Below are 23081 nucleotides of genomic sequence, written 5' to 3'. Positions count from 1 at the left end.
GTCGTCGCGGCACCCCTCACGACACGAACGACACGAACGACCCGACCAGCACCACGAACCCGGAGGAACCCATGACCGTCCTGGACTCCCTCGAACCGCAGGTGGTCCTGCGCCTCTTCGAACAGCTCGCCAACATCCCGCGGGGCTCGACCAACGAGGCCCGGGTGGCCGCCTGGGTGGTCGACTACGCCCGCGAGCGGGGCCTGGAGGCCTCCGCCGACGGGGTCAACAACGTCTTCGTCCGCAAACCCGGTCAGCACGGCCTGGAGCAGGCCGGGGCCCTCATCCTGCACGGCCACCTGGACATGGTGTGCGAGAAGGAGGAGGGGGTCGACATCGACTTCGCGACCGACCCGATCCGGCTGCGCGTGGTGGGTGACGAGATCACCGCCGAGGGCACCTCGCTGGGCGCGGACAACGGCATCGGCGTCTCCTACATCCTCGCCCTGCTGGACGACCGGGAACTCCCCCACCCGCCCCTGGAGGTCGTCCTGACGGCCATGGAGGAGTGGGGCAAGAAGGGCTCGGCCCAGTTCGACACCAGCCGCCTCACCGGCAAGCGCATGATCGACTTCAACTGGATCACCGACCGGGAGATCCTGGCCGGGTGCAGCGGTGACATCACCTTCACGGTCGACGTCCCGGGCGAGTTCGAGCCGGTTCCCGCCGAGCACGGCATCGCCCGGCTCCTCACGGTCCGCGGGCTCATGGGCGGGCACTGCGAGTTCGACATCCAGCTGGAACGGGCCAACGCCCTGCAGGTCCTGGCCCGGGCCATGATCGCCGCGGCCGGCGCCGCCGACGTCCGCTTCGCCCAGCCCCACGGCGGCGCGCAGAACAACGCCATCCCGGCCGACGCCCAGGTCGTGCTGACCCTGGCGGCCGAGGACGAGAAGGCGGTCGTCGAGGCGGTCGGCGACCTGCAGCGGACCCTGCAGGCGGAGTACGCCACCGCGGAGCCGAAGCTGCGGCTCGAGCTCGGCGAGGCCCCCGCACCGGAGCAGACCTTCTCCGCCGGGGCGGGGCTGCGCCTGGCCCGCCTCACCTCGCTGATCCCCAACGGGGTGATCAGCTGGAGCCTCACCGTGCCCGGCATCGTGGAGACGTCGAACAACGTGGGCACGATCCGCGGCACCGACGAGGGGGTGCGGATCATGTCGACCATCACCTCGGCGGTCACCTCCCGCAAGCACGAGGTCCTCGACCGGGTGCGGTCGCTGGCCGCGCTGGCCGGCGGGGGCGTCCGCGTCGAGACCTACGGGCTGGACGCCCCGGAGTTCCCCTACCGTCCGGACTCCCCGCTGCTGGCCACCGCGCGCGCGGCCTACCGCGACCTCGTCGGCGAGGAGGCGGAGGTCCACGTCAGCCAGTGCAGCCTGGAACTGGGCATGTTCAGCCGGGCCGTGAGCGGCCTGGACACCATCTCGATCGGCACCGACCTGCGCGACCTCCACTCGGTCAACGAGGCGGTGAAGCACACCTCGGTCGCCAAGGTGTGGCCGCTCGTGCGCGAGGTCGTGTCCCGCCTGGGCGAGGAGAACCAGCGATGAGCAACTACGACGTGCAGCCCTTCACCATCGACGTCCCGCAGGCCGATCTCGACGACCTCCGCGAGCGGTTGACCCGGACCCGGTTCCCGGCCGACTTCGGCAACGACGACTGGCGCTACGGGTACAACACCTCCTACCACCGCGAACTCGTCCGGTACTGGTTGGAGGAGTACGACTGGCGCGACGTCGAGCGCCGGATGAACGAGCTGCCGCAGTTCAAGGTCGACCTCATGGGCGTCCCGCTGCACTTCGTGCACGTCAAGGGCAAGGGCAAGAACCCGGTCCCGCTGCTGCTGCACCACGGCTGGCCGTGGACGTTCTGGGACGTCCGCAAGGTGATCGGCCCCCTCACCGACCCCGCGGCGCACGGGCTGGACGACTCCTTGTCGTTCGACGTCGTGCTCATCTCGCTCCCCGGGTACGGGTTCTCCTCCCCGCTCACCGAGACGGGCTGGAACTGGTGGCGGACCGCCGACCTCGAGAACACCCTGATGAAGGAGGTCCTCGGCTACGAGCGGTACGCGACCGCCGGTGGGGACTGGGGTGCGCTGGTGGCCCAGCAGCACGGGCACAAGTACGAGGCCGACCTCATCGGCGTCTACACGCACTTCCCCGCGCAGATGAGCCACTACCTTCCCGAGCACCCCGACGCCCCGTCCTCGGTGGAGTACGACCCGCTGCTGGGTCTGCCCGCGGCGAGCGAGTACGGCGAGGGCGAGGAGGGCTGGTTCGAGCGGGGCAAGAACTTCGTCCAGCACGAGTCCGGCTACGGCGAGATCCAGCTGACGAAGCCGCAGACCCTGGCGGCCCTGTTCGCCGACTCCCCCGCGGGCCAGCTCGCCTGGATCACCGAGAAGCGCTACTTCTGGGGCCTGGCCGAGCGGGGTGAGGGGACCGAGCGCTTCGAGCAGGTGTGGCCCAAGGAAGACCTGGTCACCACGGCCGCGGTCTACTTCCTCACCAACACCGGCGGCACCTCCTCGCGCTACTACTGGGAGTGCCGGGGCAACCCGTGGACGCCGTCGCACGACCGCTTCCCGGTCGTCGGGGCGCCGACCGCGGTCAGCATCTACCCGGGGGAGATCTACAAGCCCCCGCGCACGTTCACCGAGAAGTACTTCAACCTGCAGCAGTACCGCGTGCACGACGACGGCGGGCACTTCGCGCCCCTGGAGGTGCCGGACACCTACGTGAAGGACGTCCGGGACTTCTTCGGCGGCCTGGTGGGCTGACGCGGACCGGGCGGCGGCCGGACGGGGCCGCGGGAGCACCGGTGGGAGGGGCACGGCGTACGCCGTGCCCCTCCTCGCGTCCGGCGCGGAAAACGGTGGTTCAACGCTTCAGCACCGCGCCCCGGATGCCGATGGAAGCGCCATGAAGCTCACCCGGCGAAGCAACGGCCGCTCGCACGCTGGCACCACCGCCCTCTCCACGGAGCAGACCGCCCGGGAAGAGATCCAGAACGCCACGGCCGTCGCCGACGTGCTGTCGAAGCTGACCGCCGCCGACGACCCCGACCGCGCCATCATGGACGCGCTCGCGACGACGCGGGACGTCTTCGGCTGGGCCTACGGCTCCCTCTGGCAGATCGACGAGGCCACCAACGTCCTCACCATGCGGGCGGACTCCGGCACGGTGAACCCCGAGTTCCAGAAGGTCTCCGCCTCGGCGACCTTCGCCCGCGGGATCGGTCTGGCCGGCCGCGTCTGGGCCCAGAAGCAGATGATCTTCGTCCCCGATCTCGGCCAGGTGACCGACTGCGTGCGCGCCCCCGTGGCCCAGCGGGCCGGGGTCAAGGCCGGCGTGTGCCTGCCCATCGTCGTCGGCGGCGACGTCATCGCCACGATGGACTTCTTCACCACCGAGGAGCTGGAGCTCTCCGCCAGCCGCCGCCGGGCCCTGGAGTCCGTGGCCGCCCTGGTCGGGCAGACCCTCGAGCGCATCAACCGCGCCGACGAGCTGCGTCGGGTCGCTGCCGAGCTCGTCGTCTCCATCGACGTCGTCGCCCGCAGCGCCGCCGAGGCCGCCGCCAAGGCCTCCGAGGCCGTCGCCGGGGCCGAGGAGGCCATGCAGGTCGTCACCACCCTGGCCGACTCCTCGACCGCCATCGGCAGCGTCGCCCGCGTCATCTCCGGCATCGCCGCCCAGACCAACCTGCTGGCGCTGAACGCGACCATCGAGGCCGCCCGCGCCGGGGAGATCGGCCGCGGTTTCGCCGTCGTCGCCGGCGAGGTCAAGGAACTGGCCCAGGCCACCGCGACCGCCACCGACGACGTCACCCGCCGCGTCGAGGCGATCCAGTCCGACTCCTCCAACACGTCCTACGCCCTGGCCCGCATCACCTCCAGCATCACCGAGATCCACGAGATCCAGGCCTCGCTGGCCTCGGTCCTGGAGGAGCAGTCGGCCATCGCGGCGATGTTCCGCTCCCTCTGAGGAGCACGGGCGGGCGCCCCGGGGACCCGGGGCGCCACCTACGATCGTGGCCATGACGGACGACGTCGAGGTTCCCGCGGCCGAGCACCACGGGCCGCACGGCTACATCAGCGACAAGGCCCGCTACCTGGCCCGGCTGCGTCGGATCGAGGGGCAGGCCCGCGGGATCCACCGCATGGTCGAGGAGGACCAGTACTGCATCGACATCCTCACCCAGATCAGTGCGCTGACCTCGGCCCTGGAGAACGTCGCCCTGGGGCTCCTCGACGACCACCTGCGCCACTGCGTCCTCGACGCGGCCCGGGCGGGGACCTCGGAGGAGAAGCTGCGGGAGGCCTCGGCGGCGATCGCCCGGCTCGTCAAGTCCTGACCTCCCCGTCGCGGTCAGATTTCACGGGACCGCCGCGGTGAGCCGCATCGCGTTGTCCAGGTAGCGCTCGAGCAGGGATCGACGGGCCCATTCCCCGACCGTGAGTTCGAGCGAGGCCGAGCGGTACCCCGCCGCCCGCTCCTCCAGCGCGGTGACGAACGACGGTTCCAGCCCCAGCAGGGACACCTCGTAGTTCAGCTGGAACGAGCGCATGTCCATGTTGCTGGAGCCGAACACCGCGATGCGCGAGTCCACCACGAGGAACTTGCTGTGCAGCACCGCGGGCGCGGGCAGTCGGTGGATCCGGACCCCGGCGCGCAGCAGCGCCCCGTAGTAGGACCGCTGGGCGTGGTGGACCATGAACTGGTCAGCGCGTTCGGACACGAACAGTTCCACCGCCACGCCCCGGTACACCGCGCTGGTGATCGCGTGCTCCAGCGCCTCGTCCGGCACGAAGTAGGGGCTCACGATCGAGACGGTGCTCGTCGCGTCGTGGATGAGCGCCGTGAACAGCCGGAGGTTGGGCTCGGTGGGGAAACCCGGCCCGGACGGCACGACCTGGTAGAGCCCGCCGGACGGCGTCCCGTCGCGGTCGTCGCGCAGGCCGGCGCCCGGGCGTCCCGGGGCCTCCAGCGCGGGCAGGGCGACGTCGATCCCGACCACCGACTCCCCCGTCTCGATGAACCAGTCCGTCGCGAACACGGCGTCGACCGCCTGCACGACGGGGCCGGTGAGGACGACGTTCAGATCGACCCACCGCCGCCCCCGACGGGTGTTGCGCGCCCGCAGGTAGCCCGGGTCGATGAGGTTCTGCGACCCGAGCACCGCCACCCGGCCGTCGACCACGACGAGCTTGCGGTGGTTGCGCAGGTCAGGACGGCGCCAGCGGCGGCGCAACGGGTCGATCGGCATCATCCGCCGCCACTGCACGCCGTCGGCGTCGAGCCGGCGCAGCATCCGGTGGTAGCCCGGGTAGCCCCGGGCGCCGAGGTGGTCGAAGAGGAACCGGACCCGGACCCCGCGCCGGACGGCGTCGCCCAGGGCGGCGAAGAACGGTTCGGTGGTCGCGTCCAGGGCCGCGATGTAGAACTCGACGTGGACCCAGGAGTCCGCCGCCCGCACCTGGGCCACGAGTTCCGCCACCAGCTCGTCCTGCGCCACGAGACCCCGGTTCTCCCCCGCGGCGCAGGGGAACGAGGTCAGCCGCCGGTTCAGGCCGAGGACCGAGCGCAGGTGGGTGTCGGCGACCTGCCCCTCGGGCAGCAGCGGGACGTCCACGAGCCGCTCGGCGATGACGGCGTTCACCTGCTGCTGCACCCGGTGCCGACGCCCGCGGACCGAGGGTGACCCCAGCAGCAGGAACAACGGCAGGCCCACGAGCGGGATGAAGAAGATCAGCAGCAGCCAGGCCGAGGAGGAACCGGGGCGACGGTCCTCGGGGACCGTCCCGAGGGCGACCACCTTGATGAGGAAGTCGGCGACGACGAGCAGTTCGCTGAGCACCGGGTCATTCTCGCCGGGTCGTCGGCCCCGTCGTCGGCCCCGTCGTCCGCCCGGGCGCAGCCGTCGAGCCGCGCACCACCAGCCGGGTGGGCCGGACCACCTCGACCGGGCGTCGGGCCGGGTCGTCGCGACGGGCCAGCACCACCTCGACCGCCGCGGCCCCCAGACCCCCCGGGTCCTGGGCCACCGTGGTCAGGTCGGCGGAGCTGAACCGCGCCGGGGCGGCGTCGTCGAACCCGGTCAACGACACGTCCTCGGGGATCCGGACGCCCCGCCGGGCGAACGTCTGCAGCACCCCGATGGCCGCCTGGTCGTTGGCCGCGACCACCGCCGTCGGCAGCCCGGGCCGGTCGAGCAGGTGCCGGGCGGCCGCGGCCCCCACCTCCTCGACCTCGGGACCACGCCCGCCGACGACGTCGGGGACGAGGCCCAGGCGTGCCATCGCCGCCAGGTACCCGGCGCGGCGCACCAGCGTCGCGGGTTTGGACGCGGTGTGGACGTACGTGATCTCCCGGTGCCCGAGGCCGTGCAGGTGCTCGACCACGTCGGACAAACCGGTCTCACCGGCCGAGCGGACGACGTCGTAGGCCGCGTTGCGGCGGCCGTACCCCACCTGGGCCACGGGGACGCCGGCCCGGGCGACGAGGTCGTCCAGACCGCGTCCGCGCAGGTCGGAGCCGATGACCACCAGCGCCGAACAACGGTGCCCCAGCAGCTCCCCGACCGCCTCGGCGGTGGACCGGCGCACGGTCTGCGGGGAGAGGACCACCCCGCAGCCGTGGGCGGCGGCCGCCGGGTAGACCCCGTCGAGGATCTCGGTCTCGGCCGCGTGCGCCGGGGAGAAGACGACCCCGAGGGTGGTGCTCCGGGCCCGCCGCAACGCCTGCGCCCCCAGGTGCGGGTGGTAGCCGAGGGCCGCGGCGGCCTCCCGCACCCGTCGGCGGGTCTCGGGGGACGGTCCGGGCGCGTCGCCCAGGGCCAGCGAGACCGACTGGCGGGAGATGCCGAGGACGCGGGCGATGTCGGCCATGGTCGGGGTCCGCCCCTCGCCGGTCCCCACCGTCATCGGGTCGTCACCGCTCACCCACCCGGACACTACCCGGTCGCCCGGTCGACATTTGTCCGGACATACTCCTTGACAAATATTGGCACGTGCCATGTACTCGACGGGCCGGTCCCGGCTCGCGACGACGCACTGGAGGACATCCCGATGGCTGACAAGTCCCGCCTGGTCCTGGGGACCGCACCCGATTCCTGGGGTGTGTGGTTCGCCTCCGACCCGCACCAGGTGACCTGGGACGTCTACCTCGACGAGGTCGCCCGCGTGGGGTACCGCTGGACCGAGCTCGGCCCCCAGGGTTTCCTGCCGCAGGACCCCGCGCGGCTCCAGGACGAACTGGCCGCCCGCGAGCTGACCGTCTCCGGCGGCACCGTCTTCGCGGGCCTGCACCGCGGGGCCGAGGCCCTCGCCGAGGCCAAGGAGACCTTCGGACGGGAGGCCCGGCTGCTGGCCGCCGTCGGCGCGAAGTACCTCGTGCACCTCCCCGAGCAGTACACCGACATGCACTCCGGTGCGGCGACCGAGGGGGCCGACCTCGACGCCGAGCAGTGGAACAACCTGGTCACCGGGACCGACGAGCTCGGCCGGTACGTCCACGAGCAGTTCGGGGTCGAGCTGGTGTTCCACCCGCACGTGGACACCCACGTGGACACCCAGGACCGCATCGAACGGTTCCTCACCGACACCGACCCGGAGTTCGTCAACCTCTGCCTGGACACCGGGCACATCGCCTACTGCGAGGGCGACAACCTCCAGATCATCGAGCGGTTCGGCGAGCGGGTCACCTACGTCCACCTCAAGTCCGTCGATCCGGCGGTCCGGGCCCGCGCCCTGGCCGAGAACCTCCCCCTGTCGGAGGCCGTCAAGCTGGGCGTGATGTGCGAGCCCGCCTACGGCGAACCCCCGATGCCGGCCCTGCTCGACGCCCTCGCCGGTCTGGACCGGGACATCTTCACGGTCATCGAGCAGGACCTCTACCCGGTGGCCCCCGACGTCCCGCTGCCCATCGCGGCGCGCACGGCCGGGTACTTCACGGCCTGCGGGGTCGGCCCGGTCCGCCGTTGGCCGTCCTGATCCTTCTCGCCCCCTGCCGTCCGAACCGATCATCGATGGAGCTGAACCCCCTGTGAGCAACCCCTCCGACCTCCGCGTCGGCGTCGTCGGCGCCGGCCTCATGGGCGGCGAGCACGTCCGCCGTCTCGCCGGCTCGATCCCCGGCGCGTGCGTCGGTGCCGTCGTCGAACCCGACGCCGACCGGGCCGGGGCCGCCGCGGCGGCGGCCGGCGGGGTGGCGACCTTCGCCCGGATCGAGGACGCCCTGGCGGCCGGTGCGCTCGACGCCGTCGTGATCGCCACCCCCGGCCCCTTCCACGAGCAGACCCTGCTCCCCGTGCTCGAGGCCGGCCTGCCGGTCCTCTGCGAGAAGCCGCTCACCCCGGACCCTGAGTCCTCCTGGCGCATCCTGCAGGCCGAGCAGGCGACCGGGCGTCGTCTGATCCAGGTCGGGTTCATGCGCCGTTTCGACGACCAGTACGCACGGCTGCGCGAGCTCGTGGCCGCGGGCGGCGCCGGCGAGCTGCTGATGCTGCGCGGGGTCCACCGCAACCCCGCCGTCCCCGAGACCTACACGCAGTCGATGCTCATCACCGACTCGGTCGTGCACGAGTTCGACGTGCTTCCCTGGGTCGCGGGACGCGACATCGTCTCCGTCGAGGTCGTGCACGCGCGCCGCAACGAGCTCAGCCCCGGGCACCTGAGCGAACCCGTCCTCGTGCTGATGCGGCTCGCCGACGACATCCTGGTCGACGTGGAGATGAACGTCAGCGTCGGTTTCGGCTACCAGGTGGCCACCGAGGCCGTGTTCCAGCAGGGGATCGCCCGCATCGGGCAGCCCGAGGGCCTGCAGCTGTGGCAGCGGGGCACCTTCTCCCTGGCCGAGCACCAGAGTTTCGCCACCCGGTTCAGCGCCGCCTACGACACGCAGCTGCGCGCCTTCGTCGAGGCGGCCCGGGCCGGGACCGTGACCGGTCCCTCCGCCTGGGACGGGTACAAGGTCGCGGTGGCCTGCGCCGCCGGCGTCGTCGCCCTCGACCGGCCCGGCCCCGTGGCCCTCGACCTGCCGCCCGTTCCCTCCTTCTACGCGTGAGGATCTCCTGATGGTGAAGATCGCCCTGGACCCGACCCCCTACCACTCCACGCACGAGCTGCTCGACTTCTTCGACGTCGCCGCGGCGGCCGGGTACGACTGGCTGCAGCTCACCCCGCACCCCGACCTCAGCCCGTTCTTCACCCACCCCCGGGCCGACGCCGACCTGCTGCGGCGCCTCCGCAAGCGGTCGGCCGACTCCGGGGTGGGCATCTCCTCGCTGCTGCCCGTGCAGCGCTGGTCCTGGCCCGAGGAGAACCTGCGGGTGGCGGCCGTGCGCAACCTCAAACGGGTGCTGCAGATCGCGGCCGACCTGGACGTGGCCGTGATCAACACGGAGTTCTCCGGTCGTCCGGAGCGGGCCGAGGAGTCCGAAGCCGGATTCCTGCGCAGCGTCGAGGAACTGCTGCCGACCATCCGGTCGACGGGGGTCCGGATCAACATCGACCCCCACCCGGACGACTTCGTGGAGGACGGCCTCGACGCCTGGCGCCTCATCCGCGGGTTGGACGACCCCGCGTTCGGGTTCTGCTACGTGGCCTCGCACACCTTCCACTACGGCGACCGCGCCACCACCCTGCTCCCAGAGCTCGGTGACCGGCTGGGGGCGGTCTACACGGCCGACACCTTCGACCACCACCGGTCGCACGGGTTGCGCTACATCTCCAACCCCCCGGGCAACACCGCCCGCGTGCACCAGCACCTGCGGATCGGGGCCGGCGACGTGGACTGGACCGAGCTCTTCACCACCCTGGCCGCGACCGGGTTCCTGGCCCGGGAGGACGCCATCGTCTGCTCCAACGTCTTCGCCGAGGACGAGACCGCCGACGAGACCTCGCGCTACCAGCTCGACGCGATCCGTCGCCTGATCGAGGAGGCGGGGCGGACCCCGTCCGATCCCGCTGCCACCGCGGGGGGTGACGGACGTTGAGCACGACCCTGCCCGCCGACCGCCCCGGCCCGCACAGCCGTCGTCTCGGCCTCGTCGCCGTCATCGCCACCTTCGGCGGGTTGCTGTTCGGCTACGACACCGGCGTGGTCAACGGCGCGCTGGAACCCATGAAGTCCGACCTCGGCATGAGCGCCGTGGTCGAGGGTTTCGTGGTCAGCATCCTCGTGTTCGGGGCCGCGGTCGGCGCCCTGGTCGGGGGGCGGCTCTCCGACCGGTGGGGGCGGCGGCACAACATCCTGCTGCTGGCCCTGGTCTTCATGGTGGGGACGCTGGGCTGCGTGCTGGCCCCCTCCTGGCCGGTGCTCGCCCTCTTCCGCTTCGTCCTGGGCCTCGCGGTCGGCGGCGCGTCGGCCACGGTCCCGGTCTACCTCTCCGAGATCTCCCCCTTCGAGAAGCGCGGCTCGCTGGTGACCCGCAACGAGGTCATGATCGTCTCGGGGCAGTTCGCGGCCTTCGTCATCAACGCCGTGATCTTCCGGATCTGGGGTGAGCACGACAGCGTCTGGCGGTTCATGCTCCTGGTGGCGGTGCTCCCCGCCTTCGCGCTGTTCTTCGGGATGCTGCGGATGCCGGAGAGCCCGCGCTGGCTCATCGCGCAGGGCCGGGAGGCCGACGCCCTGGCCGTGCTGCAGCAGGTGCGGACCCCCGAACGGGCCGAGGCGGAGATCGCGGAGGTGCGCCACCTCTCCGAGGAAGAGGCGCAGTCGCAGACCGGAGGCTGGTCCGACCTCGGTGTCCCGTGGATCCGGCGACTCGTCCTGGTCGGGATCGGGCTCGGCGTGTTCCAGCAGTTCACCGGGATCAACTCGATCATGTACTACGGGACCCAGCTCCTGACAGACTCCGGGTTCTCCGCCGACGGCGCGATCGTGGCGAACACCCTGAACGGGCTGTTCAGCGTCCTGGGCATCACGGTCGGCATCCTCATCATGAACAAGGTCGACCGCCGGACCATGCTGCTGGCCGGGTTCAGCCTGACGACGTTCTTCCACCTGCTGGTCGGCCTGTCCGCCCTGCTGCTGCCGGACACCTGGGGCGGCAAGCCGTGGATGATCCTGGTGTTCGTGGTGCTCTTCGTCTTCTCCATGCAGGGGACCATCGGGCCCCTGGTCTGGCTGCTGCTCTCGGAGATCTTCCCGCTGAAGATCCGCAGCTTCGCCGTCGGTGTCTGCGTGTTCTGCCTCTGGATCGCCAACGCCGTGGTCGCGCTCGGGTTCCCGCCGGTCGTCGAGGCCCTGGGCATCGCCCCGACCTTCTTCGTGTTCGCCGCCCTGGGGCTCGCGGCCCTGGTGTTCATCCACCGCACCGTGCCCGAGACACGGGGCCGGACGCTGGAGGAGTTCGAGGAGGAGTTCCGGCGCGAGCACGGTGGCGTCGGGGTCGGGGGGCGGCGATGAGCGTCCTGGTCGCCGTCCCGGACTCCGCCGACGGCACGGCGGCCCTGACCGCCGCCGTCGAGGAGGCCCGGATGCTCCGCACCGACCTCGTGGTCGTCAACATCGGCCTGCACCCGCTCGACGGCTCCGAGCTGCCCACCGACGTCCCCGTCACCGTGGTTGATCGTTCCGGCCGCGGGGACCGCGACCCGGTGGTCGCCGTCCTCGACGAGATCGACGGACGCGAGGTGCAGCGACTGGTCATCGGCATCCGCCGGCGCACCCCGGTCGGCAAGGCCGTGTTCGGCAGCGTCTCCCAGCGCCTGCTCCTGGAGTCCCCCGTCCCCGTCCTCGCGGTCAAGACCCCGGCCTGACCTTCACCCCCCGCACTGCCCCACGAACCCGAACCCCTCCGTGATCAAGGAACTAATTCCTTGATCACGGAGGGGATGGTCGTGATGGGCGGGGTCAGGGCTTCTTGGGCTGGTCCCGCAGCGGCGGGGTCGGGGCATCGGCGTGCTCGCGCATGCCGGTGACGAGCTCGGCAAGGACGTCGTGGGCGGCGCGGCGGGGACGCCACCCGAGGTACTCCCGGGCCCGCATGGTGTCCATGACCGGGACGCCGAGGAGCAGGTCCAACCACCCGGGTTCGGTGGGGTGCAGGCGCATCCGGTAGGTCGCGTCGACGACCGCGCGCGCCGTCCGGGGCGGGACCGGCCAGGGGCGCGCCGCCCGGAGGACCCGCCCCAGGTCCCGTCCGTGCAGGACCGGTTCGTCGGCGATGTTGAAGGCTCCCCCGGGCGCCTGCAGGAGGATGCGGTGCAGGGCCTCGGCCAGGTCGTCGGCGTGGACCACCTGGAAACGGACGTCACGGGGCAGCGGCAGCACCGGCAGCGGGACCCGGCCGAGCAGTCGCACCGGGACGAAGGGCCCCAGGAAGTACCGGGCGATCTCGCTGGAGTTGGCCCGCTGGAACACGAGCCCGGGGCGGACGCGGGTGACCAGCAGCTGCGGGTAGGTCTCGGCCGTACGGTCCAGCAACCGCTCCACCGACACCTTCTCGCGGCTGTACTGCGACGGGGAGATCCCCGTGGTCGGCCACTGCTCGTCCACCCGGGAGTCGTCGGAGGGGTGGGTGCCGTAGGTCCCCACCGAGGAGAGGTGCACCAGGTGGGGGACGCCCGCCCGCACCGCCGCCTCGACGACGTTCCGGCTGCCCCCGATGTTCACCCGCGCCATCTCGGCGGGGTCGCGGGCCGGCTGGATCAGCCAGGCGGTGTGCACCACCGCGTCGACCCCGGTGAAGACTTCCGTGAGGGTGGGGACCGCCCCCGGACCCGCGACGTCGACCTCCCGCCAGGTGGTTCGCGCGGGAAGGGACCCCGGAGCCCGGCGACTGATGCCGATCACGTCCACGTCGGTCCCGGACAACCGACGGCGCAGCGCCGTCGCCACGTTCCCCGAGGCCCCGGTGAGGGCGATGCGCATGATCAGGTCGTCCGCTCGACGGTCATGAACCCATCTGACCCCCGGCCCCGGCGATCAGCAACCGCGATACCCCTGGTCGGGGAACGCGAATGCGATCGAGGAGGCGGCGGGATAGACCGGGCCGCATGAGAGCTCTGACGTGGCAGAAGAAACTCGACGTCCAGGTGCGCGAGGTCCCCGATCCCGTGATCGTCGAGCCCACGGATGCGATCGTCCGGATCACCTCGACGGCGATCTGCGGGTCGGACCTGCACCTGCTGGACATCCTCGCGCCCTACCTCGTCGCCGGTGACGTCCTCGGTCACGAACCCATGGGCATCGTGCAGGAGGTCGGACCCGCGGTGACCAACCTCCAGGTCGGCGACCGCGTCGTGGTCCCCTTCCCGATCTCCTGCGGGCACTGCTGGATGTGCCGGCAGGGTCTCAGCACCCAGTGCGAGACCACGCAGGTCCGGGAGAAGGGTTCGGGCGCCGCGTTGTTCGGCTACAGCTCGCTCTACGGCTCGGTGCCGGGGGGACAGGCGGAGTACCTGCGCGTCCCGCACGCGGACTTCGGGCCGATCAAGGTCGGCCGGGAGGGGGACGGCGGGCTGCCCGACGACCGCTACCTGTTCCTGTCCGACATCCTGCCGACCGCCTGGCAGGGCGTGCAGTACGCCGACGTCCCCGAGGGCGGGACCCTCGCCGTGATCGGTCTCGGCCCGGTCGGGCAGTTCGCGGCCCGGATCGGGCGGCACCTCGGGTACTCGGTGCTGGCCGTGGACCCCGTTCCCGAGCGCCGGGCCATGGCCGAGCGGCACGGGATCACGACGCTGGACCTCGGCGACAGCACCAGCGCCACGGGCGACGCGCTGCGGGAGCGGACCGAGGGCCGCGGACCGGACGCCGTCGTCGACGCGGTGGGCATGGAGGCGCACAGCGGGGCCGAGGGGGTGCTGGCCAAGACCGCCCAGTCCGCCGTCGGACTCCTTCCGGACAAGCTGGGGCAGAAGGTCATGGAGGCCGGGGGGATCGACCGGATGGGCGCCCTGCTCACCGCGATCGACGGTGTCCGTCGGGGCGGCACGGTGTCCCTGTCGGGCGTCTACGGCGGCATGACCTCGCCCATGCCCCTGCTCACCATGTTCGACAAGCAGCTGCAGCTGCGCATGGGTCAGTGCAACGTGAAGACCTGGATCGACGACCTGCTGCCCCTGGTGGAGGACCCCGCCGACCCGTTGGGGGTCGAGGACCTGACCACCCATCGCGTCCCCCTCGACGACGCTCCCGCGGCCTACGAGATGTTCCGGGAGAAGACGGACGGTTGCATCAAGGTGGTCCTGACCCCGTGACCTCCTGACCCCACGTCCGAGAACCAGCGGGCCGCGGCCGGGACGACGCACCGGCCGCGGCCCGGCCCTCAGAGGCCGTTCGCCCGGGCGATCTCGCCGAGGCGGTGGGCGCTGGGCTTCGGCGTCCGTTCGAAGGTCTGCGGGTCCCAGGCGACGAGACCGAAGGTGGGGCGGAACCCCGAGGCCCACTCGTAGTTGTCCAGCAGGCTCCAGTGCAGGTAGCCCCGGACGTCGATGCCGTCGTCCAGGCAGCCCGCGATACCGGCGAGGGCCTGCTCGGTGTAGGCGATCCGCCGGGTGTCGTCGGCGGTCGCGATGCCGTTCTCGGTGACCATCACCGGGACCCCGCCGCTCAGGTCCCAGGCGGCCCGGATCCCCTCGGCGGCGGCGGGCGGGTAGAACTCCCAGCCGGTCAGGGTGGTCTCGACCTCCTCGGCGACCGGCACCGGCCCCGTCGGGCCGACGAACGTCCGGGTGTAGGCCTGCACCCCCACGAAGTCGTTGCCGCGGGAGTTCTCCAGGTACCAGTCGTCACGGGGGTACCCGTACTCCCGCAGCATCTCCTCCGACCCCGGCTCCCCGGTGCTGCGGAAGGCCTGGGTGGCGACCGTCCAGCCGGAGGCGATCCCCCCCACCCCGGAGAGCACCTTGCGCGCGATCTCGTGCGACTCCAGGAGGGTGTCGGCGACCGCGAGGTCGGGGTTCGGCAGACCGTGGGCCACCAGGTTGGCGGCGTCCTCCCCGCCGGCCAGCATCGCGGCGATGTTCGGCTCGTTGATGGTGCAGACGTGCCGCACCCCGTCCTGCACCACCGGGAGGGCGCTCTCGACGTAGCGACCGAACCGCTCGGCGGCGTCGTCGGCGCGCCAGAACCCGTCGCGCTCGAACCAGCGGGGGACGGTGAAGTGCAGGAGCGTCACCACGGGCTCGACGCCGAACTCCAGGCAGGTGTCGACCATGCGTCGGTAGTGGTCGATCGCCGCCCGGGAGACGAATCCGCGCTCGGGTTCGATCCGGGCCCACTCGATGCTGAACCGGTAGCTGTTGAGACCGAGGTCGGCCAGGATCCTGATGTCCTCGCGGTAGCGGTGGTAGCTGTCCGCCGCGTCGCCGGAGGGTTCGACGATGGACGTTCCGGGCGCGTGCTCGTGCACCCACCAGTTGCTGTTGACGTTGTTGCCCTCGACCTGGTGGGCGGCCGTGGCCGCGCCCCAGAGGAATCCGGGCGGGAACGACGACATGGGGAGTCCTTCCGTCAGCGGACGAGCGTCCGTCGGGGGTCGGGGACGGCGTTCAGCAACGCCGTCGTGTAGGGGTGCTGCGGATGCTGCAGGACCTCGGCGGTCCGCCCGCGCTCGACGACCTCGCCCCGGTGCAGCACCAGGATGTCGTCGGTGACGAGGCGGGCGCTCAGCAGGTCGTGGGTGATGTAGAGGAGGGACACCCCCCGCTCGCGCCGCAGTTCCTCGAGCAGGGCCAGCACCCCGGCCCGCAGCGAGACGTCGAGCATGGAGACGGGCTCGTCGGCGACGATGACCTGCGGGTCGCAGGCCAGGGCCCGGGCGATGACCACCCGTTGGCGTTGCCCGCCGGAGAGCTGGTGCGGGAGTTTCTCGGCGAACTGCTCGGCCGGGTCCAGCCCCACCGTGCGCAGCAGTTCCAGGACCCGCTCGCGCGCCTCGCCGCCCCGGAGGTCGGTGCTCGTGAGCACGGGTCGGGTCAGCGCGTACTCGACCGTGCGGACCGGGTTGAGGGCCGCGTACGGGTCCTGGAACACCATCTGGACGTCGCGGCGCAGCTGCTTCACCCCGCGCCTGCGCAACCGACCGACGTCGAGGTCGCCGAAGCGGACCGTACCGGAGTCCGGTCGTTCGACGCCCGTGATGAGCCGGGCCAGCGTCGACTTCCCGGAACCGCTCTGGCCCACCAGGGCCAGCGACCGTCCGGGCTCCAGCCGGAGGCTCACGTCCCGCACGGCCGCCACCGGCGGCTCGCCGCGGCGCGGGGCCGGGTAGGTCTTCCCCACCCCGTCGAGCACGACCGCGGCCCCGGGGCGCGTCGGCTCCGAGGACCCGCCTTCGAAGCGGGAACGATCCGGGAACCCCGGCAGCGTGACCACCTCGGCCCTCGGGTCGGCGTAGTGGCTGAGCAGCATCCGGGTGTACTCGTGCTGCGGCGCGTCCAGCACCGCGCGCGACGGTCCGTCCTCGACGACCCGCCCCTCGTGCATGACCAGGACGCGGTCGGCGGACTCCAGGACGATGCCGAGGTCATGGCTGATCAGGACCGCGGTGAACCCCTCGCTGCGCTGCAACGTCGCGATGGTCTCCATGACGGCGTGCTGCACCAGGACGTCCAGCGCGGTCGTCGGTTCGTCGAACACCATGAGCTGCGGCTCCAGCGACAGGGCCAGCGCGATGGACACCCGCTGCCGCATCCCGCCGGAGAGCTGGGCCGGGTACCGGTCGGCGACCTCCTGGTCGAGCTCGACCTTGCCCAGCAGCTCGGCCGTGCGCGCCGCCCACCGGCCTCGCGGGACGTGGCCGTGGGCCCGGTAGACGTCGTGGAAGTGCTCACCGATGCGGCGCACGGGGTTCAGCGCGTTCATGCCGGACTGCAGGACCATCGCGAAACCACCGTGCCGCTGCCGGCGAAGTGCCTCGGCCCCGAGGTCGGCGACGTCGCGCCCGCCGAAGCGGATCTCGCCCCCGTCGTTACGGGCCGGGGGTTTCTGCAACCGGGTCAGGGCGTAGCCCAGGGTGGACTTCCCCGAACCGGACTCCCCCACGAGACCGACGAACTCGCCGCGTCGCAGGGAGAAGGAGACCCGGTCGACCGCGGTCACCGGATCCTGCCCGACCGGTTCGTAGACGACCGACAGGTCGCGCACGTCGAGCAGCACGTCGGCGCCCGGTGCGGTCTCGGTGGAGGGGGGGATCACCGGGGTGCTCATGCTCGGACCTTCCGTCGGCGCGCGCCTTCGCGCAGTCGGGGGTTGCTCACGGCGTCGATGCCGAAGTTCACCAGGGTCAGGCTCAGGGCGAGCAGCGCGATGCAGAGCCCCGGGGCGAAGAGCAGCGCCCACTGACCGGTGAGCAGGGCGGAGGAGTTCTGCGCCCAGTAGATCATCGTGCCCCAGCTGACGATCGAGGAGTCGCCGAGGCCCAGGAACTCCAGGCCGGCCTCGGCGAGGATGGCCGCCGTCGCCGCGCCGAAGAAGCTCCCCGCGATGAGCGAGGTCATGTTCGGCAGGATCTCGCGGAACACGATGCGCGGGGCGGAGTCCCCGGAGAACCGCGCGGCCTCCACGAAGTCGCGCGAGCGCAGGACCTGGGTCTGGCTGCGCAGGACGCGGGCCCCCCAGGCCCATCCGGTCACCACGATCACGGCGATGATGACGCCGATGCCCCCGTTCTGCAGGTAGGCCGCGATGACGATCATCAGCGGAAGACCGGGGATGACCAGGAACAGGTTGACGACGAAGCCGATGACCTCACCGAGGAACCCGCGGGTGTACCCCCAGCTGAGCCCGACCGCGACCGCGACCAGCGTCGAGAGCAGACCCGCGCTGAACCCGACCAGGACGCTGATCCGGGCTCCGTGCAGGAGCTGGCTCAGCACGTCCTCGCCCGCTGCGGTCGTCCCGAGCCAGTGCGCGGCGCTGACGTCCTGGCTGCGCTCGAAGTTGTTGTCCTTGGGCCCGTAGGGCGCGAGCACCGGGGCCAGCAGCGCCACGAGGAGGAAGAGCAGCAGGAGCACGAGTCCGATCCGCGCCCGCGGGTCGGCCCAGACGGTCGCCGCGGTCCGGGCCAGGGTCCGGCGTCGACCGCGGCCGGCGGCCGCGGGACGGGGGGCGGCAGGGCCGCCGGGGCTGCCGGGGCTGTCGGGAATGCCAGGAGTGGTCAGGGAGGTCATCGCCGGGTCCTTGGATCGAGAACGCCGTACAGCACGTCCACGAGGAAGTTCGCCACGAGGACACTGACGGTGATCATGAGGAAGAGGGCCTGCATGAGCGGGTAGTCCTGGCCGATGACGGCGTTGAACAGGAGGTACCCGACGCCGGGGTAACCGAAGACCTGCTCGACGAGGACCGAGCCCCCGACCACGCCGCCGAGGGCGAGCCCGAAACCGGTGAGGTTCGGCAGGATGGCGTTGCGGGCCGCGTAGCGCAGGGCCACGGTGCGCCCGCGCAGCCCGTTGGCCTCGGCGAAGGTGACGTAGTCCTCGCCCAGGGTGTTGATCATGGCGTTGCGCATCCCGAGGATCCATCCGCCCAACGAGGTCAGCAGGATCGTGGCCGCCGGGAGGACCGCGTGCTGGGCGGCGTCGCCGAGGAAGTCCAGCGTGAACCCCGGGGTCGTCGTCGCGGAGAACGCACCCGTCGTCGGGAACCAGTGCAGGACGTACCCCAGGAAGAACAGCAGCAGCAACGCGGTCCAGAAGTAGGGGAAGGTGGACATGAAACTGCCGGTCAGGGTCGGCAGGGCGTCCAGCCACGTCCCCCGCCGCCACGCCGCCGCGACCCCGATAAGGGTTCCCACCACGAAGGCCAGCACCGTGACCGCACCGACCAGGACCAGCGTGTAGGGCAGGGCCTGCCCCACCATGGACGCGACCGGCTGCGGGTAGAAGGTGTAGGACACCCCGAAGTCGAGGGTGAGCACCTGGTGCAGGTACGTCAGGTACTGCTGCAGCAGGTTGCCGCCGGGCACCCCGAGCTGGGCCTCGATGGCCGCCCGGGTCGCGTCGGTCACGGGGCCGTTCTGGGAGAGTCGCGCGATGGCGGCGTCGGCCGGGGTCCCGGGCATGAGCCGGGGCAGGGCGAAGTTCACCGTGAGCGCGGCCCACAGGGTCAGGACGAACAGCAGGGCGCGCGAGGCGAGGTACCTCATCCCCGGGCTCCTTCCGTCGATCCCGCCAACCGCAGCCGCACGAAGATGCCGAGCGGCGCCTGGTCGTAGTTCTGCGGGGCCATGTAGGGGTCGGACGCCGAGGGCCAGCCCACGAACTTGCGGTCGCTGAACAGGCCCCAGGAGCCGCCGTAGTACAGGCCGATCACCGGTAGCTGGTCGTAGACGACATTCTGCAAGGCGTGGGACAGCTGCTGCTGCTCGGCGGGATCGAGGCTGGCCCGCCACCGGTCCAGCAACGCGTCGACCGCCGGGTCGCGGAACCGCTCCACGTTGTTCTGCGTGGCCTGACCGACGGGGGCGTAGAAACGGCTGGACAGCAGGTTGTCGAACGCGGCGAACAGGTCGCCCCCGCCCATGCCGGCCAGTGCGACCTGGTACTCACCGTTGTTCACCGCGGCCTGGTAGCCCGCCGGCTGCGGCAGCTGGACCCGGACGCGGATCCCGACCGCCAGCAGCTGCCGCTGCACCTCCTGCGCGGCCCGGGTCCAGTCGGCGTACCCGTTGGCGCTCAGCAGGTCGAACTCGAGCGGGCGCCCCTGCGCGTCGAGCAGGGTGTCGCCGGAGAGCGTGAAGCCCGCGCGGCCGAAGGACTCCAGGGCCGCGTCACGGTCCTGGGTGACGAGCCCCTGGTCGGGGATCGTGGGGTCGAGGTCGGCGAGCTGGTTGGGCAGGATCAACCCGGTCTGCCCGGCCGGTTCCATGTAACCCTCGGTCGCCGAGGCGGCGATGGCGGCCCGGTCCAGCGCCAGGGAGATCCCCCGGCGGACGTCCACGTCGTCGAAGGGGGCGACGGTCAGGTTCGGGACCAGCGCGATGACCCCGGCCGGCGGGAACCACCACAGGTTGTCCGGGCTGGCCGCCCCCCAGGTCCCCTCCACGTCGGAGATGTAGGAGTAGCTCCAGTCGTAGCCACGGGTCACGGTGTCGAGCTGGGAGTTGGTCGCCGGGAGGATCAGGTGGGCGATGACGACGTCCTCGGCCCGCCAGTAGTCGGGGTTGCGGTCCATCGAGTACTGCTGGGGGTTGTAGTTGCCCAGCAGGAACGGGCCGGTCCCGACCGGGTCGGGGTTGCGCCAGCTCGTCGGGTCCGCGACGTCGGACCACAGGTGCTCGGGGAGCACCAGGGTCTGCCCGAGGACGGACAGGGCGGGTGCGTCCTCACCGAGCAGTCGCAGGACGACGCGGTCGCCGTCGGTCTCCACCGACTCCAGCCGTTGCCAGGCCCCCTTGAGGTCCAGGGCCGGGAACCGCTTCAGGAGGTCGAAGGTGAAGGCCACGTCCTCGGCCGTCAGGTCCCGCCCGTCGCTCCACCGGGCGGCCCGGACGGTCAGCACGACGGTGCGCGCGTCGGGCAGGTCCCAGGACTCGGCCAGCCAGGGCGTCCGGCTCCCGTCGAGGGGGTTGACCAGGATCAGCGGCTCGTAGATCCACGTCGAGGCGGTCCGCTTGGTCGTCAGGTAGGGGTTGAAGTTCCGGTCGAAGAGCGGACTGCCCTTGTCGGCGTTGATGAGCATGGTGTCGCGCCCGATGGTCGGGTCGGGTTCGCTGCGGATCTGGATGCTGCAGCCGCTCGCGGCCGCGCTCAGGGCCGCCACCCCGGCCAGACCGCCCAGCCCGGTCAGGACCGACCGCCGTCGCCACCCCTGCGAAGGGGTGCCGGGTTCCTGCGATTGCTGCGGCGTCATCGCCACTCGACCTCCGTGTCGTCCGATCGAGATCAACAGTAAGCGCTTACATCGGCGCGGGGCAAGCCTTCCCTGGTCCGGCCCGCGGTCAGCGGGCGGGCGGGCAGCTCTCGCGCAGCAGCACCTCGACCGGCAGGCGCACCGACCGGGGCGGGGTCTGCGGACCGGACAGACGATCGACCACCGACCGCACCGCCGCCCGCCCGAGCTGCACCATCGGCTGGGCCACCGTGGTCAACGGCGGGTCGCTGAACCGGGTGGCCTCGATGCCGTCGAACCCGGTGACCAGGACGTCGCCGGGCACGGACAGTCCCCGCGCCCGGGTGGCGTCGAGCACTCCCAGCGCGGTCTGGTCGTTGGCGCAGACGACGGCCCGCGGGACGCGCTCGGCGAGCAGTTCCGCCATCAGTTCCGCGGCCCGCCCGCGGCTGAAGTCCCCGCGCAGCACGGGGACCGCGCGCCGCGGCAGCCCGGCGGCCGCCAGCGCGGCCCGGAAACCCTCGAACCGTTCGTGCTCGTCCGGGGAGTCGCTCGGCCCGGCGACGTACACGACGTCGCGCACCCCGAGCGTCTGCAGGACGTGCCCGGCCAGGACCCGCATCCCCTCGGCGTTGTCGACGCCCACGTGGTCGAACTCGTCGCGGTGGACCGTGTCGGCCAGGACCACGACGGGCACCCGGCGGTTCACCCGGGTCAGGAGCTCGGCGGGCACCGTGCGGGCGACCACGGCCAGCCCGTCGACGCGGCCGGCGACGTCGTTCAGCAGGACCTCGACGCTCGGCCCCCGACCGGCGGCCACCAGGAGCGCGAACCCCTGCCGCCAGGCCTCGATCTCGGCGCCGCGCAGCACCTCGTCGAAGTAGAAGGGACTGCCGGGCCCTCCCCCGGCGACGGGGGCCCCCCGGTCGTCGCGCACGGTCACCCCACCGACGACCGGTCCGGCGGACCCAGGGTCCGGGTCGGCGTCGATGGCGTCGTGGCCGGGGAACAGCAGCCCGAGGACGCCGGTGCGCCGTCCCGCGAGCGCCCGCGCGTTGCCGGAGGGGACGTAGCCCAGGTCGGCCACGACCGCGAGAACCTTGCCCCGCGTGGTCTCGCGCACCGCGTCGGGCGTCCGGAGCACCCGCGACACGGTGGCGATGGAGACGCCCGCGGCGGCGGCCACGTCGTAGACGGTGGGCGCCCGGTCGGCCGCGGCCCGCGCGGCGTGCCGTCCCGTCCGGGAGGTCGGCCCGCCCCCCGGCGCACCGGCGGGGTGCTCGAGGTGGGGCACGAACCGATCCCCCGTTCCGCCTGGCCGACGCTGGTCGCCGTCATCCTAGGGAGTGCCAGCGAGCCCTCGCACCCGGATGGTTGGTTGCCCCTTGCAACAATGTTGTCGGTGTGCTGCACTGGCCGTGGGCGCCTCCGCGAGGCGCGCCGCACCTCGTTCGGAAAGCCGGTCATGTCGCGTCCCTGCTCGTCGCCCAGCACCCCCGCCCGCCCCGCCCGTCCTCCCCGGTCGGTGCGTCGGTGACCCTGACCGCGGCCCTGCCCACGCTCGCCTCGGCGGACCTGCTCGACCCGACGACCCTGCTCGCCCAGTTCGGGGGGTGGGCCCTGTGGGGCGCGGCGGCCGTCGTGTTCGCCGAGTGCGGTCTGCTGGTCGGGTTCTTCCTCCCCGGGGACTCCCTGCTCTTCACCGTGGGCCTGCTGCAGCACCAAGGGGTCATCCCCCACGCGTTGTGGCTGGTCACGGCGGTGCTCGCGGTCGCCGCGTTCGCCGGCAACGTGTGCGGCTACGAGATCGGGCGGCGGATCGGCCCCGCCCTGCTGGACCGGCCCGACTCGCGGTTCCTGCGGCGTCGCCACCTGGACCGGACCATCGCGTTCTTCGACACCCACGGCCCCCGCGCGGTCGTGCTGGCCCGCTTCGTCCCCGTGGTGCGCACCTTCATCACCGTCGCGGCCGGTGCCGGCCGGATGTCGCGACGGACGTTCTTCGTCTACTCCGGCGTCGGCGCGGTGCTCTGGGCCGCCGGCATCACCGTGCTGGGCTGGGCCCTGGGCGGCATCGAGCTCGTGCGCGAGAACATCGAGCTCGGGTTGGGGCTCCTCGTCGTCCTCACCCTGCTCCCCGTCCTGGTGGCCCGCCTGCGCCGCCGTCGGCGCGAGCGCCGAGGGGCTCGCACGACCCCGGGCGGCACCCCGGACGGCACCCCGCCCGGCGCAGCCGACCCCGGCGCGGTGGTCGCCCCCCGCACCGCTGCCGACGAGAACGCCCACCACTAG

The 23081-nt window shown here is 72.1% G+C and carries 20 protein-coding genes; 11 read left to right on the top strand and 9 right to left on the bottom strand.

Annotated elements, in window-relative coordinates:
• Positions 1 to 71 precede the first annotated feature (71 nt).
• From pepD to ACFFKU_RS16555, 4 genes are all read left to right on the top strand, one after another.
• Positions 72 to 1550, top strand: a complete 1479-nt coding sequence (gene pepD / locus ACFFKU_RS16570) for a beta-Ala-His dipeptidase (protein WP_380139681.1) — start codon at positions 72 to 74, stop codon at positions 1548 to 1550.
• Complete coding sequence (locus ACFFKU_RS16565) at positions 1547 to 2782, top strand: epoxide hydrolase family protein (protein ID WP_380139679.1); 1236 nt, start codon at positions 1547 to 1549, stop codon at positions 2780 to 2782. Before pepD ends, ACFFKU_RS16565 begins: the two co-directional genes overlap by 4 nt.
• 142 nt (positions 2783 to 2924) lie before the next feature.
• A complete protein-coding gene (locus ACFFKU_RS16560; RefSeq protein ID WP_380139678.1) occupies positions 2925 to 3986 on the top strand; it encodes a methyl-accepting chemotaxis protein in 1062 nt (353 codons plus the stop codon).
• 52 nt (positions 3987 to 4038) lie between these two features.
• Positions 4039 to 4356 carry a metal-sensitive transcriptional regulator gene (locus ACFFKU_RS16555; RefSeq protein WP_380139676.1) on the top strand — a complete coding sequence of 106 codons (318 nt, stop codon included), beginning with the start codon at positions 4039 to 4041 and terminating at the stop codon, positions 4354 to 4356.
• Between the two features lie 21 nt (positions 4357 to 4377).
• Here ACFFKU_RS16555 and ACFFKU_RS16550 read toward each other — a convergent pair whose 3' ends face one another.
• Both ACFFKU_RS16550 and ACFFKU_RS16545 read right to left on the bottom strand, forming a co-directional pair.
• Complete coding sequence (locus tag ACFFKU_RS16550) at positions 4378 to 5859, bottom strand: phospholipase D-like domain-containing protein (RefSeq protein WP_380139674.1); 1482 nt, start codon at positions 5857 to 5859, stop codon at positions 4378 to 4380.
• A 4-nt stretch (positions 5860 to 5863) separates the two neighbouring features.
• A complete protein-coding gene (locus ACFFKU_RS16545; RefSeq protein WP_380139672.1) occupies positions 5864 to 6943 on the bottom strand; it encodes a LacI family DNA-binding transcriptional regulator in 1080 nt (359 codons plus the stop codon).
• Between the two features lie 126 nt (positions 6944 to 7069).
• On the opposite strand from ACFFKU_RS16545, the gene ACFFKU_RS16540 reads away from it, so the two are divergent.
• The 5 genes from ACFFKU_RS16540 to ACFFKU_RS16520 are packed head-to-tail and all read left to right on the top strand — an operon-like array spanning position 7070 to position 11767.
• Positions 7070 to 7993, top strand: a complete 924-nt coding sequence (locus ACFFKU_RS16540) for a TIM barrel protein (RefSeq protein ID WP_380139670.1) — start codon at positions 7070 to 7072, stop codon at positions 7991 to 7993.
• 52 nt (positions 7994 to 8045) lie between these two features.
• Complete coding sequence (locus tag ACFFKU_RS16535) at positions 8046 to 9065, top strand: Gfo/Idh/MocA family protein (RefSeq protein ID WP_380139668.1); 1020 nt, start codon at positions 8046 to 8048, stop codon at positions 9063 to 9065.
• Between the two features lie 10 nt (positions 9066 to 9075).
• Positions 9076 to 9996, top strand: a complete 921-nt coding sequence (locus ACFFKU_RS16530; protein ID WP_380139666.1) for a sugar phosphate isomerase/epimerase family protein — start codon at positions 9076 to 9078, stop codon at positions 9994 to 9996.
• Positions 9993 to 11414, top strand: a complete 1422-nt coding sequence (locus ACFFKU_RS16525; RefSeq protein WP_380139664.1) for a sugar porter family MFS transporter — start codon at positions 9993 to 9995, stop codon at positions 11412 to 11414. The genes ACFFKU_RS16530 and ACFFKU_RS16525 overlap by 4 nt, the downstream gene beginning before the upstream one ends.
• On the top strand, positions 11411 to 11767 hold the full coding sequence (locus ACFFKU_RS16520) for a universal stress protein (RefSeq protein WP_380139662.1): 357 nt from the start codon (positions 11411 to 11413) through the stop codon (positions 11765 to 11767). The genes ACFFKU_RS16525 and ACFFKU_RS16520 overlap by 4 nt, the downstream gene beginning before the upstream one ends.
• Positions 11768 to 11861: 94 nt before the next feature.
• Here ACFFKU_RS16520 and ACFFKU_RS16515 read toward each other — a convergent pair whose 3' ends face one another.
• The gene (locus ACFFKU_RS16515) at positions 11862 to 12881 is read right to left on the bottom strand and encodes an NAD-dependent epimerase/dehydratase family protein (protein ID WP_380139660.1); all 1020 of its coding nucleotides are present in this window, start codon (positions 12879 to 12881) and stop codon (positions 11862 to 11864) included.
• A gap of 125 nt (positions 12882 to 13006) precedes the next feature.
• Between ACFFKU_RS16515 and ACFFKU_RS16510 the strand changes: the two genes are divergently transcribed.
• Positions 13007 to 14212, top strand: coding sequence for a zinc-dependent alcohol dehydrogenase (locus ACFFKU_RS16510; RefSeq protein ID WP_380139658.1), 1206 nt, complete (start codon positions 13007 to 13009; stop codon positions 14210 to 14212).
• A gap of 68 nt (positions 14213 to 14280) precedes the next feature.
• Here the strand turns inward: ACFFKU_RS16510 and ACFFKU_RS16505 are convergent, their stop codons facing one another.
• The 6 genes from ACFFKU_RS16505 to ACFFKU_RS16480 all read right to left on the bottom strand — a co-directional run bounded on the left by ACFFKU_RS16505 (position 14281) and on the right by ACFFKU_RS16480 (position 21975).
• Positions 14281 to 15453: a glycoside hydrolase family 1 protein gene (locus ACFFKU_RS16505; protein WP_380139656.1), complete on the bottom strand. Its 1173-nt coding sequence runs from the start codon at positions 15451 to 15453 to the stop codon at positions 14281 to 14283.
• A gap of 14 nt (positions 15454 to 15467) precedes the next feature.
• Positions 15468 to 17165, bottom strand: a complete 1698-nt coding sequence (locus ACFFKU_RS16500) for an ABC transporter ATP-binding protein (RefSeq protein ID WP_380139654.1) — start codon at positions 17163 to 17165, stop codon at positions 15468 to 15470.
• On the bottom strand, positions 17162 to 18127 hold the full coding sequence (locus ACFFKU_RS16495; RefSeq protein WP_380139653.1) for an ABC transporter permease: 966 nt from the start codon (positions 18125 to 18127) through the stop codon (positions 17162 to 17164). The genes ACFFKU_RS16500 and ACFFKU_RS16495 overlap by 4 nt, the downstream gene beginning before the upstream one ends.
• Positions 18124 to 19104 (bottom strand): ABC transporter permease, encoded by a 981-nt coding sequence (locus ACFFKU_RS16490; protein ID WP_380139651.1) that lies wholly within the window; start codon positions 19102 to 19104, stop codon positions 18124 to 18126. Before ACFFKU_RS16490 ends, ACFFKU_RS16495 begins: the two co-directional genes overlap by 4 nt.
• On the bottom strand, positions 19101 to 20810 hold the full coding sequence (locus ACFFKU_RS16485; protein WP_380139649.1) for an ABC transporter substrate-binding protein: 1710 nt from the start codon (positions 20808 to 20810) through the stop codon (positions 19101 to 19103). The genes ACFFKU_RS16490 and ACFFKU_RS16485 overlap by 4 nt, the downstream gene beginning before the upstream one ends.
• Positions 20811 to 20898: 88 nt before the next feature.
• A complete protein-coding gene (locus tag ACFFKU_RS16480) occupies positions 20899 to 21975 on the bottom strand; it encodes a LacI family DNA-binding transcriptional regulator (protein ID WP_380140274.1) in 1077 nt (358 codons plus the stop codon).
• A 347-nt stretch (positions 21976 to 22322) separates the two neighbouring features.
• Here ACFFKU_RS16480 and ACFFKU_RS16475 point away from each other — a divergent pair, with 347 nt between their 5' ends.
• On the top strand, positions 22323 to 23081 hold the full coding sequence (locus ACFFKU_RS16475; protein WP_380139647.1) for a DedA family protein: 759 nt from the start codon (positions 22323 to 22325) through the stop codon (positions 23079 to 23081).

This window comes from Kineococcus gynurae, from assembly GCF_042433995.1.
Taxonomy (GTDB): Bacteria; Actinomycetota; Actinomycetes; order Actinomycetales; family Kineococcaceae; genus Kineococcus; species Kineococcus gynurae.
Note: the sequence above shows the minus strand (reverse complement) of the source record. Positions and strands in the feature narration are given on the sequence as shown.